Annotated in this window: 14 protein-coding genes; 5 read left to right on the forward strand and 9 right to left on the reverse strand. The window is 62.3% G+C overall.

The annotated features are described in order from the left end of the window. Position 1: 1 nt before the first annotated feature. The 5 genes from AC1RCO_RS19515 to AC1RCO_RS19535 all read left to right on the forward strand — a co-directional run bounded on the left by AC1RCO_RS19515 (position 2) and on the right by AC1RCO_RS19535 (position 5665). Complete coding sequence (locus AC1RCO_RS19515) at positions 2 to 679, forward strand: heavy metal response regulator transcription factor (RefSeq protein WP_011063299.1); 678 nt, start codon at positions 2 to 4, stop codon at positions 677 to 679. Continuing rightward, positions 669 to 2033, forward strand: coding sequence for a heavy metal sensor histidine kinase (locus AC1RCO_RS19520; RefSeq protein ID WP_492617960.1), 1365 nt, complete (start codon positions 669 to 671; stop codon positions 2031 to 2033). Before AC1RCO_RS19515 ends, AC1RCO_RS19520 begins: the two co-directional genes overlap by 11 nt. A gap of 228 nt (positions 2034 to 2261) precedes the next feature. Then, positions 2262 to 2486, forward strand: coding sequence for a hypothetical protein (locus AC1RCO_RS19525; RefSeq protein WP_011063301.1), 225 nt, complete (start codon positions 2262 to 2264; stop codon positions 2484 to 2486). A 190-nt stretch (positions 2487 to 2676) separates the two neighbouring features. Beyond that, entirely contained in the window at positions 2677 to 4002 is a 1326-nt protein-coding gene (locus AC1RCO_RS19530) for an OprD family porin (protein WP_492617961.1), read from the forward strand. Between the two features lie 139 nt (positions 4003 to 4141). Then, positions 4142 to 5665, forward strand: a complete 1524-nt coding sequence (locus AC1RCO_RS19535) for a sensor domain-containing diguanylate cyclase (protein ID WP_492575234.1) — start codon at positions 4142 to 4144, stop codon at positions 5663 to 5665. A 68-nt stretch (positions 5666 to 5733) separates the two neighbouring features. Here AC1RCO_RS19535 and lpxC read toward each other — a convergent pair whose 3' ends face one another. From lpxC to murD, 9 genes are all read right to left on the reverse strand, one after another. Further along, on the reverse strand, positions 5734 to 6645 hold the full coding sequence (lpxC, locus tag AC1RCO_RS19540; protein WP_011063304.1) for a UDP-3-O-acyl-N-acetylglucosamine deacetylase: 912 nt from the start codon (positions 6643 to 6645) through the stop codon (positions 5734 to 5736). Between the two features lie 112 nt (positions 6646 to 6757). Then, the gene (ftsZ, locus tag AC1RCO_RS19545; protein ID WP_011063305.1) at positions 6758 to 7951 is read right to left on the reverse strand and encodes a cell division protein FtsZ; all 1194 of its coding nucleotides are present in this window, start codon (positions 7949 to 7951) and stop codon (positions 6758 to 6760) included. 72 nt (positions 7952 to 8023) lie between these two features. Beyond that, positions 8024 to 9283 (reverse strand): cell division protein FtsA, encoded by a 1260-nt coding sequence (gene ftsA, locus AC1RCO_RS19550; RefSeq protein WP_011063306.1) that lies wholly within the window; start codon positions 9281 to 9283, stop codon positions 8024 to 8026. A 14-nt stretch (positions 9284 to 9297) separates the two neighbouring features. Beyond that, positions 9298 to 10164 (reverse strand): cell division protein FtsQ/DivIB, encoded by an 867-nt coding sequence (locus AC1RCO_RS19555; protein ID WP_015636926.1) that lies wholly within the window; start codon positions 10162 to 10164, stop codon positions 9298 to 9300. Positions 10165 to 10168: 4 nt separating this feature from the next. Next, positions 10169 to 11125, reverse strand: a complete 957-nt coding sequence (locus AC1RCO_RS19560; protein WP_370058013.1) for a D-alanine--D-alanine ligase — start codon at positions 11123 to 11125, stop codon at positions 10169 to 10171. Further along, positions 11122 to 12576, reverse strand: coding sequence for a UDP-N-acetylmuramate--L-alanine ligase (gene murC / locus AC1RCO_RS19565; protein ID WP_011063309.1), 1455 nt, complete (start codon positions 12574 to 12576; stop codon positions 11122 to 11124). Before murC ends, AC1RCO_RS19560 begins: the two co-directional genes overlap by 4 nt. Then, a complete protein-coding gene (gene murG, locus AC1RCO_RS19570; protein WP_492617962.1) occupies positions 12569 to 13639 on the reverse strand; it encodes an undecaprenyldiphospho-muramoylpentapeptide beta-N-acetylglucosaminyltransferase in 1071 nt (356 codons plus the stop codon). The genes murC and murG overlap by 8 nt, the downstream gene beginning before the upstream one ends. After that, on the reverse strand, positions 13629 to 14846 hold the full coding sequence (gene ftsW / locus AC1RCO_RS19575) for a putative lipid II flippase FtsW (RefSeq protein ID WP_011063311.1): 1218 nt from the start codon (positions 14844 to 14846) through the stop codon (positions 13629 to 13631). Before ftsW ends, murG begins: the two co-directional genes overlap by 11 nt. Further along, the gene (gene murD / locus AC1RCO_RS19580) at positions 14843 to 16189 is read right to left on the reverse strand and encodes a UDP-N-acetylmuramoyl-L-alanine--D-glutamate ligase (protein WP_019093698.1); all 1347 of its coding nucleotides are present in this window, start codon (positions 16187 to 16189) and stop codon (positions 14843 to 14845) included. Before murD ends, ftsW begins: the two co-directional genes overlap by 4 nt.

The raw sequence follows: 16189 nt of genomic DNA on the forward strand, positions 1-16189 counted from the left end.
CATGCGCGTTCTGATTATCGAAGACGAAGAAAAAACGGCCGATTACCTGCACCGCGGGTTGACCGAGCAAGGCTACACCGTCGACCTGGCCCGGGACGGCGTCGAAGGCCTGCACATGGCTCTGGAGGGCGACTATGCCGTGATAGTGCTGGATGTGATGCTGCCCGGCCTGGATGGCTTTGGCGTATTGCGAGCACTGCGTGCGCGCAAGCAGACCCCAGTGATCATGCTCACCGCCCGCGAACGCGTGGAAGACCGCATCAAGGGCCTGCGCGATGGCGCCGACGACTACCTGGGCAAGCCCTTCTCCTTCCTTGAACTGGTGGCCCGCCTGCAAGCCCTGACCCGTCGCAGCGGTGGGCATGAGCCGGTGCAGATCAGCATCGCCGACCTGTGGATCGACCTGATCAGCCGCAAGGCAAGCCGTGCCGGCAGCCGCCTGGACCTGACCGCCAAGGAGTTTTCCCTGCTCAGCGTGCTGGCCCGGCGCCAGGGCGAGATCCTGTCCAAGACCGCCATCGCGGAAATGGTCTGGGACATCAATTTCGACAGCGACGCGAATGTCGTCGAAGTGGCGATCAAGCGCCTGCGGGCCAAGCTCGACGGCCCCTTCGAGCAGAAACTGCTGCACACCATCCGTGGCATGGGCTATGTGCTGGAGAGCCGCGGTGCCGAGTAACTCCATCGCCCTGCGCCTGAGCGGGCTGTTCACTCTGGTGGCGCTGCTGATCTTCCTGCTGATTGGCGGGGCCCTCTACCAGCAGGTGGACAAGGGCCTGGGGCTGCTCCCGGAAGCCGAACTGGATGCGCGCTACAGCGTGCTGGAGTCGGCCCTGACCCGCTACGGCAACCCCGAGCACTGGGCCAAGATCAACGCCAAGCTCAAGCTGCTGAGCGAGGAAGACAAGCGCATCCGCTTCTGGGCCATCAGCGGCGACCCCGGCTATGAATACGGCAGCCCCGACGCGCAGATCCGCGAATTCGCCCAAGGCCCCCTGGGCATGCGTGACCTGAACCTGAGCGATCACCCCTATCCGCTGAAAGTCCTGGTCAGCCAGTTGCCGGCCAAGGAACAGCGCCCGGCCCTGCGCTTTCTGATCGCCATCGACACCGACACCTTCCACCAGACCCAGCATCAGTTGCTGATGGCCCTGATCGGCCTGGCCATTGTCGGCGTGCTGCTGGCCTCGGCCCTGGGCTACTGGGTGGCGCGGATCGGCCTCAAGCCGCTGATCAAGCTCTCCCAGGAAGCCCAGCGCCTGGCACCGCCACGGCTGTCCGGGCGCCTGCAATTGTCGCCACTGCCGCCGGAATTGAAGCAGTTCGTCAATTCCTTCAACTCCACGTTGGAACGGGTCGAACACGCCTACTCGCGCCTGGAGTCGTTCAACGCCGATGTGGCCCACGAACTGCGCTCACCCCTGACCAACCTGATCGGCCAGACCCAGGTCGCCCTGACCCGAGGGCGCTCGGCGGAGCATTACTTCGAGGTACTGCAATCGAACCTCGAAGAGCTGGAGCGGCTGCGCTCGATCATCAACGACATGCTGTTCCTGGCCAGTGCCGACCAGGGCAACAAGGCCACCAAGCTCACCACCAGTTCCCTGGCGGCGGAAGTGGCAACGACCCTGGACTACCTGGACTTCATCCTCGAAGACGCCCAGGTCAGGGTCGAGGTCCAGGGCGATGCCCAGGTGCGGATCGAGGTTGCCCACCTGCGCCGGGCCCTGATCAACCTGCTGAGCAACGCGGTGCAGCACACCGCAGCCGGGGAAGTGATCCAGGTGCGGATCGAGGTCCAGGAACACCAGGTGGCGATCGCCGTCAGCAACCCGGGGCAGGACATTGCCAGTGAACACCTGCCACGGCTGTTCGAGCGTTTCTACCGGGTGGATGCCTCGCGCAGCAACAGCGGTGCCAATCACGGCCTGGGGCTGGCCATCGTCAAGGCCATCGCCCTGATGCATGGCGGCGATGTGTTCGTGCGCAGCGACCGGGGCATCAATACCTTCGGCCTGTACCTGCCTCTCTGACTCGGGATTCTCGGATTCTCGGATTCTCGGATTCTGTAGGAGCCGGCTTGCCGGCGAAGGCGTCAACACATCCGGCGCAAGGCGATAGGGCGCGTTCGCTGGCAAGCCAGCTCCTACTATTGTTTTTTTTGTAACAGTCCTTATCCTGTTCGGCTCTTTTTCCAGCAGCCACGTGGTTATATTTTTGTCGCACCGAATTGAACTTGCTCTGCAAGAAGGTCTTCAGAAATGTCCAACAGTATGGGTATCGCCAGCGCGTTTGTTTTGTCTTCCCTGTTCGTGGCACCAATGGCCATGGCCGAAGAATCCCAGGGATTCGTGGCAAGAAATGCCGCACGCGCCGCCGCTTTCGAACAAGCCCAGATCGCCCAGGCAGCCCAGCAGCAAAACACTCAGCAAGCCCAGAAGATCACTGCCGAGCAAAGCAAGAGCGACACTCAGAAAGACAGTTGATCCTAGCTTTCGACTTGTTTCCCTCGACAACTTCTCTGCTTTCAACCCGGGAGTAAGTTGTCTTAAAGCCGCTGAGTTCAGCGGCTTTTTTTTGCCGTATAGAAACCCTCGGCACACTCGTCATACCCAGAACAAGAAACACCCGAATTCACAATAAGAAGCCATTGTCGTTCACCAAAGGAGCTAAACGTTGTTCAAGACCTCACTGAAGATCAGCCCCCTGTTCATTGCAATCGCCGCAACGATCCCGACACTCGGGCAAGCGGCCGAAGAAACCAAGGCCGAGGGTTTTGTCGAGGGTTCGAGCCTCAAGCTCAACGCCCGCAACTACTACATGAACCGCAACCGCCTGCAGCAGAACAAAGACAACATCGAATGGGGCCAGGGTTTTCTCGGCGTCTTCGAGTCGGGCTACACCCAGGGCACCGTGGGTTTCGGCCTTGATGCCAACGCCATGCTCGGCCTCAAGCTGGACGGTGGTGGCGGCACCACCCAGTCGAGCATCCTGCCTATCAGCGACGATGGCCGGCACAAGGCACCCGGCTCGTTCTCCACCGCCGGCGCCACCTTGAAAATGCGGGCCTTCGATACCGAGCTCAAGGCTGGCGACCTGTTCCTCAACAACCCGGTGATCGCCGGCGGCATGAGCCGCATGCTGCCCCAGACCTTCCGCGGCGTGAGCCTGACCAACCACAGCTTCGACGGCTGGTTGATCGAGGGCGGCCAGGCCAGCTTCACCAAGCCGTACAACCAGAGCGGACACAAGCGCATCGGTACTTCCTACGGCAGCCTGCGCGAGGGCGACGAGAGCCTGCACCTGAACTGGGCCGGCGTGGCCTGGAGCGGCGTGCCAGGGCTGACCAGCAGCCTCTACGCGTCCGAACTCAAGGACATCTGGAACCAGTACTACTACGACCTGGACTACACCTACGCGGTCAACGAACTGGTCAGCCTCAACCCGGGCCTGCACTTCTATCACACTCAGGACACCGGCCAGGCGCTGCTGGGCAACATCGACAACAACACCTACAGCCTGCACTTCACCGTCGGTGTGGGTAACCACAGCGTCACCGCGGCCTATCAGCGGGTCAACGGCAACACACCGTTCGACTACATCGCCCAGGGCGACAGCATCTACCTGGACAACTCCCAGCAGTATTCGGACTTCAACGGCCCCAACGAGCGTTCGTGGAAGCTCAAGTACGCCTATGACTTTGCCGGTCTCGGCCTGCCGGGCCTGACTTCGGCGCTGTCCTACTCGCGTGGCGAGCTGGACCTGACCAAGGTCGATCCGGCCAGCCGCGGCTATGCCAGCTGGTACAGCGCCGACGGCAAGAACGCCAAGCACTGGGAGCGCGACCTGGACCTCAAGTACGTGGTGCAGGGCGGCAGCGCCAAGGACCTCGCCGTACGCCTGCAGTGGGCCACCAACCGTGGCGGCAACGGCTACGGCGCGCTGGACAACGACACCGACGAATACCGGGTGATCCTCGACTACCCGATCAACGTCTTCTAAGCCGCCCAAACAAAAAGACCAGCATGTTTTGCTGGTCTTTTTTTTATCGGAGATTTATACAAGCGCGCAGGCGTGACCGATTTCTGTAGCCCACGTCCACACTAGACTCAAAACTGTCGACGCAGCAGAAATCAAAATCATGAACGTGAGTAGTGCGACACCCCGCACAGGGAAGATCGCGTCAAATACCGAGCGCCTGCTGATCCTCTCCAGCTCGCTGATCGTTGTAGCCATTCTCGGCATCGTCACCTACCTGTTGATCCGCGAACACGCCGCTGCCGAACAGGCTGCCACACGTGCCGCCAACAACATCGTGCAACTGATCGACGCCGATGTATTGCGCAACGTCGAGCTCTACGACCTGTCTCTCAAGGGACTGATCAGTGCCGCGCAACGTGACGATCTGAAGGATGTTTCGGCGTCCATACGTCACCTGGCGCTGTTCGACCGGGCCACCGCAGCGCCCTACAAGGGCGACATCCTGCTGCTGGACAGGCACGGCGACGTGCTGGCCGACTCGGCCTCGGTCGTGCCGCGCACGGGCAACTACGCCGATCGCGAGTACTTTCGATCGCACATCGACAATCCGGACCCGAGGATGATGATCAGCCCGCCGTTCCGCGCGCGCACCGCCGATCACGACTGGCGGATCAGCTTCAGCCGCCGGCTCAGCGACGAGCATGGCCAGTTCATCGGGGTGGCCGAAGCGGCCATGCGCCTGAGCTACTTCAACGAGCTGTTCAGAAATCTGGATATCGGTCGCAACGGTACGATCAACCTGGTGAGCCGCGACGGCGTTCTGCTGGCCCAGCAACCGCCGCTGGCAGACGACCTGATAGGCAAGAACTTCAGCAGCCGCCCCAACTTCGTCCGCATTCTGCGTGAAGGCAACGGCAGCTTCAGCAGCGTCTCCAGCGTTGATCAGAAGCAGCGGCTGTACACCTTTTCCCAGGTCGGCGATCTGCCCCTGATCGTGATTGTCGCGCTGTCCATCGACGAGGTCTTCGGAGCCTGGCAACGCACCGCGGTGCTGATCAGCGGCGCCACTGGCGCCCTCTGCATCGCCCTGTTCTGGCTGACCTGGCAGTTGTGCCGCGAACTGCGGCGCCGGCAGAGCGCCGAGCAGGAACTGGCGCGCCTGGCAGCCGTCGATGCCCTCACCGGCCTGGCCAATCGCCGTACCCTGGACCAGGTGCTGGGCAACGAATGGTCGCGGGCCCGGCGCGCCAACCTGCCGTTGTCGCTATTGATGGTCGATGTCGATCACTTCAAATCCTTCAACGACCGCTTCGGCCATCCACTGGGGGACCAGGCCTTGCGTGTGGTGGCACAGAGCATTGGCGCCTGCGTCGGGCGCCCATCGGACCTGGCGGCGCGCTATGGCGGCGAGGAGTTTGCGGTCATCCTGCCAGGTACCGACAGTGCCGGCGCCGCCGTACTCGCCGAGAAGATCCGCACCAGCATCGCCGCCTTGCCGGCCATCAGCGAACACGCCGCGCCGCTGACCGTGAGCATTGGCATCAACACCTGGTCGGGTAACGCCGATATCGGTCTTGAACAATGGGTGAGCGACGCCGACAAGGCGCTGTATCAGGCCAAGTACAGCGGGCGCAACCGGGTGGTTTCCAACATGTCCCAGGGCGGCTCCAAGCGCGGCGCTTGAAACCGCAGGCATAAAAAAAGGCCATCCGGGGGGATGGCCTTCAAAAACAAAAGGAAAGAGAGAGTGACTTACACGGCCGCAACCGGACGCATGTAAGAGATCGGTGCAGTGCTGGCATCTTCGAAGGTCACGACTTCCCAGGCATCTTTCTGCTCAATCAACTTGCGCAGTAGCTGGTTGTTCAGTGCATGGCCCGACTTGAAGCCTTTGAACTCACCTATCAGGCTGTTGCCCAGCAGGTAGAGGTCGCCAATTGCATCCAGGATCTTGTGCTTGACGAATTCGTCTTCGTAGCGAAGACCGTCTTCATTCAGTACGCCATCCGAATCGACCACAATTGCGTTTTCCACGCTGCCGCCGAGTGCGAGGTTGTGCTTGCGCAGGTACTCGATATCACTCATGAAACCAAAGGTACGGGCGCGGCTGACTTCTTTTACAAACGAAGTACTGGAGAAGTCCACGCTTGCACTCTGGGTGCGGTCACGGAAAACCGGGTGATCGAAATCGATCTCGAAGCTCACTTTAAAACCATCGAAAGGCACGAAAGTGGCGCGCTTGTCGCCGTCTTCCACGGTCACTTCACGAAGGATGCGGATGAACTTTTTAGCTGCGTCCTGTTCTTCGAGGCCAGCAGATTGAATCAGGAATACGAAGGGTCCGGCACTGCCATCCATGATCGGGACTTCAGACGCGGAGAGCTCGACGTAGGCGTTATCGATGCCCAGGCCAGCCATGGCCGAGAGCAAGTGCTCCACCGTGTCCACTTTGACGTCACCGTTGACCAGAGTGGTCGACATCGTGGTTTCGCCAACATTTTCCGCGCGAGCAGGAATCTGCACCACAGGGTCCAGGTCGGCACGACAAAACACAATGCCGGTGTCGACAGGCGCAGGCTTGAGGGTCAGGTATACCTTCTCCCCGGAATGCAGGCCTACACCTGTGGCACGGATAATATTCTTCAGGGTGCGTTGTTTAATCATGGCTTGGGCCGCTTCAGCGCAAATTGCGAACTGGTATCAACAAAGGCTGGCGATAATAGCAGACCATGCCTTTGCTGAACACCAATCACCCTAATACCCCTGATGCATTCCATCAATCGGCCTGACGACGCAGGAATGCCGGGATGTCCAGGTAGTCCAGATCATCTTGCGGATTCAGCTTCGCCGCGGTCGCCGCGTTCGACTGCGCCTGATTGCGCATGACGGTCGGACGGTCCAGGTCACGGTAGTTCACCGACGGCAGTTCCTGGCGAGCAGGGGCTGGCGCTTGCGACTGGGCGGACATGGAAGTCTGGACGGTGTTGTCGATGACCTTCACAGGCTTCTCGATTTTTGCGCCCAGGCCGGTGGCCACTACGGTTACATGCAGCTCGTCACGCATGTCCGGATCGATAACGGTACCGACCTTGACCATGGCGTGTTCGGAAGCGAAGGCCTCGATGATGCTACCCACGTCGGAGTACTCGCCCAGGGACAAGTCAGGACCGGCGGTGATGTTCACCAGGATGCCGCGTGCGCCTTCCAGGTTCACGTCTTCCAGCAGCGGGTTGCGGATCGCCGCTTCAGTGGCTTCACGTGCACGGTTCGGACCGCTGGCGCAGCCAGTGCCCATCATCGCCATGCCCATTTCGCTCATCACGGTACGTACGTCGGCGAAGTCGACGTTGATCATGCCCGGACGCTTGATGATGTCGGAAATACCGCGAACGGCACCGGCCAACACGTCGTCCGCCTTGGCGAAAGCCGACAGCAGGCTGGCGTCCTTGCCGAGGATGGTCAGCAGTTTCTCGTTGGGTATGGTGATCAACGAGTCGACGCTTTCGCTCAGCGCGCGGATGCCCTCATCGGCGATCTGCATGCGCTTGCGGCCTTCGAACGGGAACGGACGGGTCACCACCGCAACGGTGAGGATGCCCATTTCCTTGGCCACTTCAGCAATGATCGGCGCCGCACCGGTACCGGTACCGCCGCCCATGCCGGTGGTGATGAACACCATGTTGGTGCCCGCCAGTACTTCAGCGATACGCTCGCGGTCTTCCAGGGCGGCTTGACGGCCGACTTCCGGATTGGCACCCGCGCCCAGGCCCTTGGTCACGCCGGTACCCAGTTGCAGGATGGTCCGCGCGCCGATGTTTTTCAGCGCTTGAGCATCAGTGTTGGCGCAGATGAACTCGACGCCTTCGATGTTGCTCTTGACCATGTGATTGACCGCGTTGCCGCCGCCACCGCCAACACCGATAACCTTGATTACCGGACTTTGCGGGATGTTGTCTACGAGTTCGAACATTTTCCCTCTCCTTTCATTTCTCTAGTTTTTCGCCTACTGCCTACTGCTTTGAAACGGTGTTGCGGTAAATCTTTAGAAGTTGCCCTGCACCCAGCTCTTGATGCGATCGAGCAGTGCCGCCTTGGGCTCGTCGCTGCTGTAGCTGTCGCGGCTGCCGATGCCGGAGAACGAGATGCCGTCGGACTGTTTCTGCAGCCCGTACAGCAGCAAGCCGACACCGGTGGAATAGATCGGGTTGCGCACCACGTCGGACAGGCCCTTGACACTGTGGGGCACGCCCAGGCGAACCGGCATGTGGAAAATTTCCTCGGCCAGTTCCACCGCGCCTTCCATCTTCGAAGTGCCGCCAGTGAGCACGATGCCCGCCGGGATCAGGTCTTCGTAGCCACTGCGGCGCAGTTCGGCCTGGATCAGGGTGAACAGTTCGTCGTAACGCGGTTCGACCACCTCGGCCAGGGCCTGGCGCGAGAGTTCGCGCGGTGGGCGGTCGCCAACGCTTGGCACCTTGATGGTTTCGCCGGCACCGGCCAGCTTGGCCAGGGCGCAGGCGTAACGGATCTTGATTTCCTCGGCGTACTGGGTCGGGGTACGCAGGGCCATGGCGATGTCGTTGGTCACCTGGTCGCCGGCAATCGGAATCACCGCGGTGTGGCGGATCGCGCCTTCGGTGAAGATCGCCATGTCGGTGGTGCCGCCGCCGATATCCACCAGGCACACGCCCAGCTCCTTCTCGTCGTCGGTGAGCACCGAGTAGGCCGAAGCCAGTTGCTCGAGGATGATGTCGTCGATTTCCAGGCCGCAGCGGCGCACGCATTTTTCGATATTCTGCGCGGCATTCACTGCACAGGTGACCACGTGCACCTTGGCTTCCAGGCGTACGCCGGACATGCCCAGGGGTTCACGCACGCCTTCCTGGTTGTCGATCACGTAATCCTGCGGCAGGGTGTGCAGAACCCGCTGGTCAGCCGGGATCGCCACGGCCTGGGCAGCGTCGAGGACCCGCTCCAGGTCCGCCGAGCTGACTTCACGGTCGCGAATCGCCACGATGCCGTGGGAGTTCAGGCTGCGGATGTGATTGCCCGCCACACCAACGAACGCCGAGTGGATACGGCAGCCCGCCATCAGTTGCGCCTCTTCCACCGCCCGCTGGATCGACTGCACGGTGGATTCGATATTCACCACCACGCCCTTCTTCAGGCCGCGGGAAGGATGGGTGCCGATGCCGACGATTTCCAGCGAGCCATCGGCCGCGACTTCGCCCACCAGCGCCACAACCTTGGAGGTACCGATATCCAGGCCGACGATCATTTTGCCGCTTTGCACATTTGCCATGGTCCTGCCTCTTCTTAATTCTTCGCGACGGCAGGTTGCGCCGTCGTGGGTGCCGCCGGATCGCGCCAGCCGACGGCCAGGCCGTTGGCGTAGCGCAGATCGATGCGCGCGATGTTCGTGATCTGTTCTTTCAGCGTTTTTTCATAAATGGCAATGAAGCGGCGCATCTTCTCCACCAGGTGATCGCGGCCCAGGAGCAGTTCGATACCCGGGCCGGCACTGCCGGCGCCGGTGGTCAGGAACCAGCTGCCGCGCTCACGCAGCTCCAGACGGGCGATCGAAAAGCCCAGCGGCCGCAGCATCTGGCTCAACACCTGATACTGCTGCATCACTTGCTGCTGGGCCCGCTGCGGCCCGAACAACTGCGGCAAGTGCTCATAGTTCGCCAGTTCACGCGGGGTGAAGGCCTGGCCCTGGTTGTTCAACAGCGCCTCGTCGCCCCAGCGGGCCACCGGCAGTTGTTCTTCCAGGCGAATCACCACTTGGTCCGGCCACACCCGACGTACCTCGGCGTGGGCGATCCAGGGCATCTGCTCCAGCTCGGTGCGCATGCTCGCCAGGTCGATGGTGAAGAAGCTCGCCGCGACATAAGGCGCGATCCGCTGCTGCACCGCCTGCTGGCTGATGTAACTCAAGTCCCCCTGCACCGCGATCTTGGTGATCGGGCGGTCGGCGTACGGCAGCAGGCGCTGGGCCCCTTCATAGGTGCCAAACCCCAGAGCCACCAGCAGCACGGGCCAGAACAGGCTTTTCAGAAAGCCGAAGTTGGCTTTCGGCAGGCGCGCCGACATCGGCTCTTTGGCCACCATTCGGCTGGCACCCCGCGGCACCGGCTTGCGGCCGGGTGCGGGTTGCTGATGACGAAGCGACGCGCCTTGCATGGACTTAACCTCTCGCCTCAAGACTGGCTGCCAGGATGGCCAATACCAGTTGCTGGAAATCCAGGCCGGCCGCGCGGGCCGCCATCGGAACCAGACTGTGATCGGTCATGCCCGGAGCGGTATTCACTTCCAGGAACCAGAACTGCCCCTGGGCGTCCTGCATCACGTCGGCACGTGCCCAACCGGCGATACCGAGCGCCTCACAGGCTTTCGCCGTGAGTTCCATGAGTTCCTGTTCCTTGGAGCTGTCGAGCCCGCACGGGATCCGGTACTGGGTATCGGAAGCCAGGTACTTGGCGTCGTAGTCGTAAAATGTGTGGGGAGTGCCCAGGGCGATGGGTGGCAGCACCTGGTCACGCAGGGTCGCGATGGTGAACTCCGGACCCTGGATCCATTGCTCGACCAACACTTGCGAATCGTAGGTACTGGCCGCCTTCCATGCGTCGATCAATTCGGACGCGGAAGTCACCTTGGCCATACCGATACTGGAGCCTTCATGAGCCGGTTTGACGATCAAAGGCAGGCCCAGTTCCGCCACCGCGGAAATACAATCGGCCTCGGAGCTCAATACGGCGTGGCGCGGCGTCGGAATGCCCAGGCTGTGCCAGACCTGCTTGGTACGCAGTTTGTCCATGGCCAGGGCCGAAGCGAGGATGCCGCTGCCGGTGTAAGGAATCCCCAGGCACTCCAGCAGCCCTTGCATGCTGCCGTCTTCACCGCCACGACCGTGGAGAATGATGAAGGCACGATCGATCTTCTCGCTCAAGAGACGTTGCAGCAGATCATCGCCGACGTCGATGCCGAAGGCGTTCACACCGCCGCTCTGCAGCGCTTCAAGCACGGCCTTGCCGGACTTGAGCGACACTTCGCGCTCGGCGCTCTTGCCACCGTAAAGAACGGCGACGCGACCGAAATCGCTCGGTTTCACGGTAGAGAGCAGGTTGGCGTAGGCAGCGGTCATTTCGCCCCCTTGCCAGCGGCTACAGCACCGGCGAACAGCGGGCTGCCGAGCAGTTTTGGCGCCAGGCCACCGATGTCACCGGCACCCTGACACAGCAGGATGTCACCGGCGCGCAGCAACGGCTTGACCAGCGGTGCCAGGTCGACCCCACGCTCGATGTAGATAGGATCCAGTTGGCCACGCTGACGGATGCTGTGGCACAACTGACGGCTGTCGGCGCCCGGGATCGGCTCCTCGCCGGCCGGGTAGACCTCCATCAGCAGCAATACGTTGGCATCGGCCAGTACCTGCACGAAGTCGTCGTACAGGTCGCGGGTACGGCTGAAACGGTGCGGCTGGTAGACCATCACCAGGCGGCGTTCCGGCCAGCCACCGCGCACGGCCTTGATCACCGCAGCGACTTCGGTCGGGTGGTGACCGTAGTCGTCCACCAGCATCACGTTGCCCCCTTCCACTGGCAGTTCGCCATAGACCTGGAAGCGTCGGCCCACACCCTGGAAGCCCGACAGGCCCTGGACAATGGCTTCATCGCTGATGCCTTCGTCGGTGGCGATGCAGATGGTCGCCAGGGAGTTCAGCACGTTGTGGTTGCCCGGCATGTTCACCGACACGTCCAGCGGCTCGCGGTCGCGACGCAGTACGGTGAAGAAGGTCTGCATGCCTTGCTGGCGTACATTGATGGCGCGCACGTCGGCTTCTTCGCTGAAGCCGTAGGTCACGGTCGGACGCTTGACCTGCGGCAGGATCTCGCGCACCACCGGATCGTCCAGGCACATCACTGCCAGCCCGTAGAACGGCAGGTTGTGCAGGAAGTCGACAAAGGTTTTCTTCAGTTTGTTGAAGTCACCGTCGTAGGTCGCCATATGGTCGGCGTCGATGTTGGTGACCACAGCCACCAGCGGTTGCAGGTGCAGGAAGCTGGCATCGCTTTCGTCGGCTTCGGCAATCAGGTAACGGCTGGTGCCCAGTTGTGCATTGGTGCCCGCTGCATTCAGCCGCCCGCCGATGACGAACGTCGGGTCCAGGCCGCCAGCGGCGAATACCGAGGCCAGCAGGCTGGTGGTGGTGGTCTTGCCGTGGGTGCCGGCCACAGCTACGCCGTGACGGTAGCGCATCAGTTCGGCGAGCATTTCCGCCCGCGGCACCACAGGAATACGCCGTTCCAGAGCGGTGGCAACTTCCGGGTTGGAGGTGTTCACGGCGCTGGAAACCACCAGCACATCGGCATTGGCAGCGTTCTCGGCGCGGTGGCCGATGAAAATCTGTGCGCCAAAGGACTCCAGGCGCTCGGTAACCGGCGATGCCTTGAGGTCGGAACCGGAAACCTGGTAGCCCAGGTTCAGCAGCACTTCAGCAATCCCGCACATGCCCACACCGCCGATACCGACGAAGTGGATGCGGCGGATGCGGCGCATTTCCGGCTGCGGCATGGCTTTCTGATTCTCAACCATGGGCCACCTCCAGGCAGATATTCACTACGTCGTGGGTGGCGCCGGGCTTGGCCAGGCGGCGGGCGGCCTGGGCCATGTTGTCGAGTCGTTCTGGTTGCATCAAAACCTCTGTCAGGCGAGCGGCAAGGTCCGCAGCACCAGTCGTTCTTTGCGGCATCAGGAAGGCAGCACCTTCACGAGCCAAATATTCGGCATTGCGGGTCTGGTGGTCGTCGATCGCGTGGGGCAAAGGCACCAGCATCGAGGGCAGACCGGCGGCAGCCAGTTCGCTGACGGTCAACGCGCCTGCGCGACAGACCACCAGGTCGGCCCAGCCATAGGCTTGGGCCATGTCTTTGATAAAGGGCTGCACCTGCGCCTCGACGCCGGCGGCGCGATAGCGCTCTGCAGTGACTTCATCGTGGTTTTTGCCGGCCTGGTGGAACACCTCCGGGCGCAGCTCGGGGGCGACCTGTGCCAAGGCTTCCGGCAACAGCTTGTTCAACGGCTCTGCGCCCAGGCTTCCGCCCAGGATCAGCAAACGCGCCTTGCGTCCGGCCAGGGCCTCGCGCGGTGTTTCGAGGAACAGTTCGGTGCGTACCGGGTTGCCCGTGGTGCGCCGGCTTTGCGAGGCACCGAAGGTGTCCGGGAAAGCTTCGCAGACTCGGGCAGCCAACGGCACCAGCAGCCGATTGGCGGTACCGGCCACGGCGTTCTGTTCGTGAACAATGACCGGCACCCCGGACAACTTCGCGGCAACTCCACCAGGGCCGGTCACATAACCGCCAAAACCCAGGACACAGACCGGCTTCAACTGGCGAATGACCCGCCGCGCCTGGAGCACGGCCTTGATCAACACGAACGGCGCCTTGAGCAGGGACAGCTTGCCCTTGCCCCGCAAACCGCTGACGTTGATCAGGTGCAACGGCAGCCCGGCCGCAGGCACCAGATCGTTTTCGATGCCGCGCGGGGTGCCCAGCCAGTGCACGGTGTAGCCACGGGCCTGGAACTCGCGGGCGCAGGCCAGTGCCGGGAACACGTGGCCTCCGGTGCCGCCGGCCATGATCAGGACATTAACGCCCATGGCTCGGCTCCTCGGCGAAGTCACTTTCACTGAACTCCATCTCTTCACTGCCCAGGTGGGTCCTGCTCTCCCATTCGATACGCAGCAACAACCCCAGACAGGCGCAGCAGATCACCAGCGAGCTGCCGCCATAACTGAGGAAAGGCAAGGTCAGGCCCTTGGTCGGCAACAGGCCGACGTTCACCCCGATGTTGATCAGGAATTGGCCAATCCACAGGAACGACAATCCGTAGGCGACATAGGCGGCAAAGAACTGCTTGGCCTTTTCCGCCCACAAGCCGATGTACATGCCGCGGATACAGACAAAGACGAACAGCGCCACCGTGCACAGCGAACCGACGGCGCCCAGCTCTTCAGCCAGTACCGAGAACACGAAGTCTGTGTGAGCCTCTGGCAGGTAGAACTGTTTCTGCACGCTGTTGCCCAAGCCGACGCCCAGCCACTCGCCGCGACCAAAGGCGATCAACGCCTGGGACAGCTGGTAGCCGGCACCGAACTGGTCGGCCCAGGGGTCGGCGAAGTTGGTCAGACGTGCCATACGATAGGGTTGCATCTGGATCAGCAGCACCACCGCGGCAACCGCCAGCACCACCATCAGGGAAAACCGGAACAGCCCGACCCCTCCCAGGAACAGCATGGCCGCAGCGGCGCCCATCATTACGACAGTGGCGCCGAAGTCCGGCTCCATCAGCAGCAGGCCAGCCATGGGCAGCAGCACGATGAACGGCTTGAAGAAGCCCATCCAGCTCTCGCGCACTTCTTTCTGGCGCCGCACCAGGTAACCGGCGAGGTAGATCACCACGAACACCTTGGCGATCTCGGAAGGCTGGACGTTGAAAAAGCTGAAGCCGATCCAGCGCATCGAACCGTTCACTTCCCGGCCGATCCCCGGAATGATCACCATCACCAGCAGGCCAAAGGCACCGATCAGCATCAACCAGCCCAGGCGCTGCCAGGTGGCGATCGGGATCATCATGGTGACGATGCAGGCCCCCAGGCCCAGCAGGATGTAGATCAGGTGGCGAATCATGTAGTACAGGGCGCTGCCCGACTGCGCCGCCGCCACTTCAGTGGAGGCCGAGGCAATCATGACCAGGCCCAGGCCGAGCAGGGTCAGGCAACCGGCGAGCATCGGGAAATCGAGGTCGATGCCCCGACCGGTGATGATCGGCGATGGATAGGGCTTGATGATGTTTCTCAGGTTCATGCCAGCTCCTCCACAACGCGGACGAACTGGTGGCCACGGTCTTCGTAGTTCTTGAACATGTCGAAACTGGCGCAGGCCGGCGACAGCAGCACCACATCACCGGGCTGGGCAGTGGCGCGGCATTGCTCCACGGCTTCCTGCAGCGAGCCGACACGAATCAGCGGCACGGCGTCACCGATGGCTTCGCCGATCTGATCGGAGTCGCGCCCCATCAGGATCACCGCGCGGCAGTTGGCCGCCACCGGGCCGCGCAGATCCTTGAAGTCGGCGCCCTTGCCGTCACCACCGGCGATCAGCACGATCTTGCCTTCGATGTCGGCGCCAAGGCCTTCGATGGCCGCCAGGGCGGCGCCCACGTTGGTGGCCTTGGAGTCGTTGTAGTACGCCACGCCATCCAGATCGCGAACCCACTGGCAGCGATGCTCGAGGCCGGCGAAAGTGCGCAGCGCCGCGAGCATGGCGTCGAACGGCAAGCCCACTGCATGACCCAGGGCCAAGGCTGCCAGGGCGTTGGACTGGTTATGGGCGCCGCGGATCTTCAGCTCGCGCACGGGCATCAGGTTCTGGAACTCGAAGGCCAGGTACTTCTCGCCGTCCTCTTCGCGCAGGCCGAAGGCCTTGAAATCAGGCTTGCTCAGGCCGAAGGTCCAGCATGGCAGGCCTTCACCGATCAGTGGCCGGGTCAGAGCGTCCTGGCGGTTGAAGACCACCTGCCGGGCGCCACGGAAGATCCGGTGCTTGGCCAGGTGGTAGGCCGGCAGGCCGCTGTAACGGTCCATGTGGTCTTCGCTGATGTTGAGCACGGTGGCCACTTCGGCGCCCAACTGGTCGGTGGTCTCCAGCTGGAAGCTGGACAGCTCCATCACGTACAGCTCGACGTCATCGCTGAGCAGGTCCAGGGCCGGGGTCCCGAGGTTGCCGCCGACCGCCACGCGCTTGCCCGCCGCCGCTGCCATCTCGCCCACCAGGGTGGTCACGGTGCTCTTGGCGTTGGAACCACTGATTGCCACGATCGGTGCCTTTGCGTTACGCGCGAACAGCTCGATATCACCGGACAATTTCACCCCACGGGCAGCAGCAGCCTGCAGGGCCGGGGTCGCCAGGGCCAGGCCGGGGCTCACGTAGAGTTCGTCGGCACGGCACAGGAAGTCCACGTCCAGCTCGCCACAACGCACCTCCACCTGCGGGTAGTCACGCCGCAGCGTGGCCAGCTCAGGTGGATTTTCCCGCGTATCGGCCACCGCAAAGGCAACGCCCCGGCTCGCCAGGAAGCGAACCAGGGACATGCCGCTCTTGCCGAGGCCGACAACGATGCGGAAGTGGTCAGAAGCGATCAGAGACAC

The sequence above is a fragment of the Pseudomonas sp. GW823-FHT03E05 genome, assembly GCF_058796855.1.

Coding starts and splice junctions, on each gene's coding strand:
- AC1RCO_RS19560 (WP_370058013.1), bottom strand. CDS start 11,125: ATGACCGCTGCCTACGCCAACCTGCTCTCTACCGTGAAACCGAGCGAT.
- lpxC (WP_011063304.1), bottom strand. CDS start 6,645: ATGATTAAACAACGCACCCTGAAGAATATTATCCGTGCCACAGGTGTA.
- AC1RCO_RS19515 (WP_011063299.1), top strand. CDS start 2: ATGCGCGTTCTGATTATCGAAGACGAAGAAAAAACGGCCGATTACCTG.
- ftsZ (WP_011063305.1), bottom strand. CDS start 7,951: ATGTTCGAACTCGTAGACAACATCCCGCAAAGTCCGGTAATCAAGGTT.
- AC1RCO_RS19555 (WP_015636926.1), bottom strand. CDS start 10,164: ATGCAAGGCGCGTCGCTTCGTCATCAGCAACCCGCACCCGGCCGCAAG.
- murC (WP_011063309.1), bottom strand. CDS start 12,576: ATGGTTGAGAATCAGAAAGCCATGCCGCAGCCGGAAATGCGCCGCATC.
- ftsA (WP_011063306.1), bottom strand. CDS start 9,283: ATGGCAAATGTGCAAAGCGGCAAAATGATCGTCGGCCTGGATATCGGT.
- AC1RCO_RS19535 (WP_492575234.1), top strand. CDS start 4,142: ATGAACGTGAGTAGTGCGACACCCCGCACAGGGAAGATCGCGTCAAAT.
- AC1RCO_RS19525 (WP_011063301.1), top strand. CDS start 2,262: ATGTCCAACAGTATGGGTATCGCCAGCGCGTTTGTTTTGTCTTCCCTG.
- murG (WP_492617962.1), bottom strand. CDS start 13,639: ATGGGCGTTAATGTCCTGATCATGGCCGGCGGCACCGGAGGCCACGTG.
- ftsW (WP_011063311.1), bottom strand. CDS start 14,846: ATGAACCTGAGAAACATCATCAAGCCCTATCCATCGCCGATCATCACC.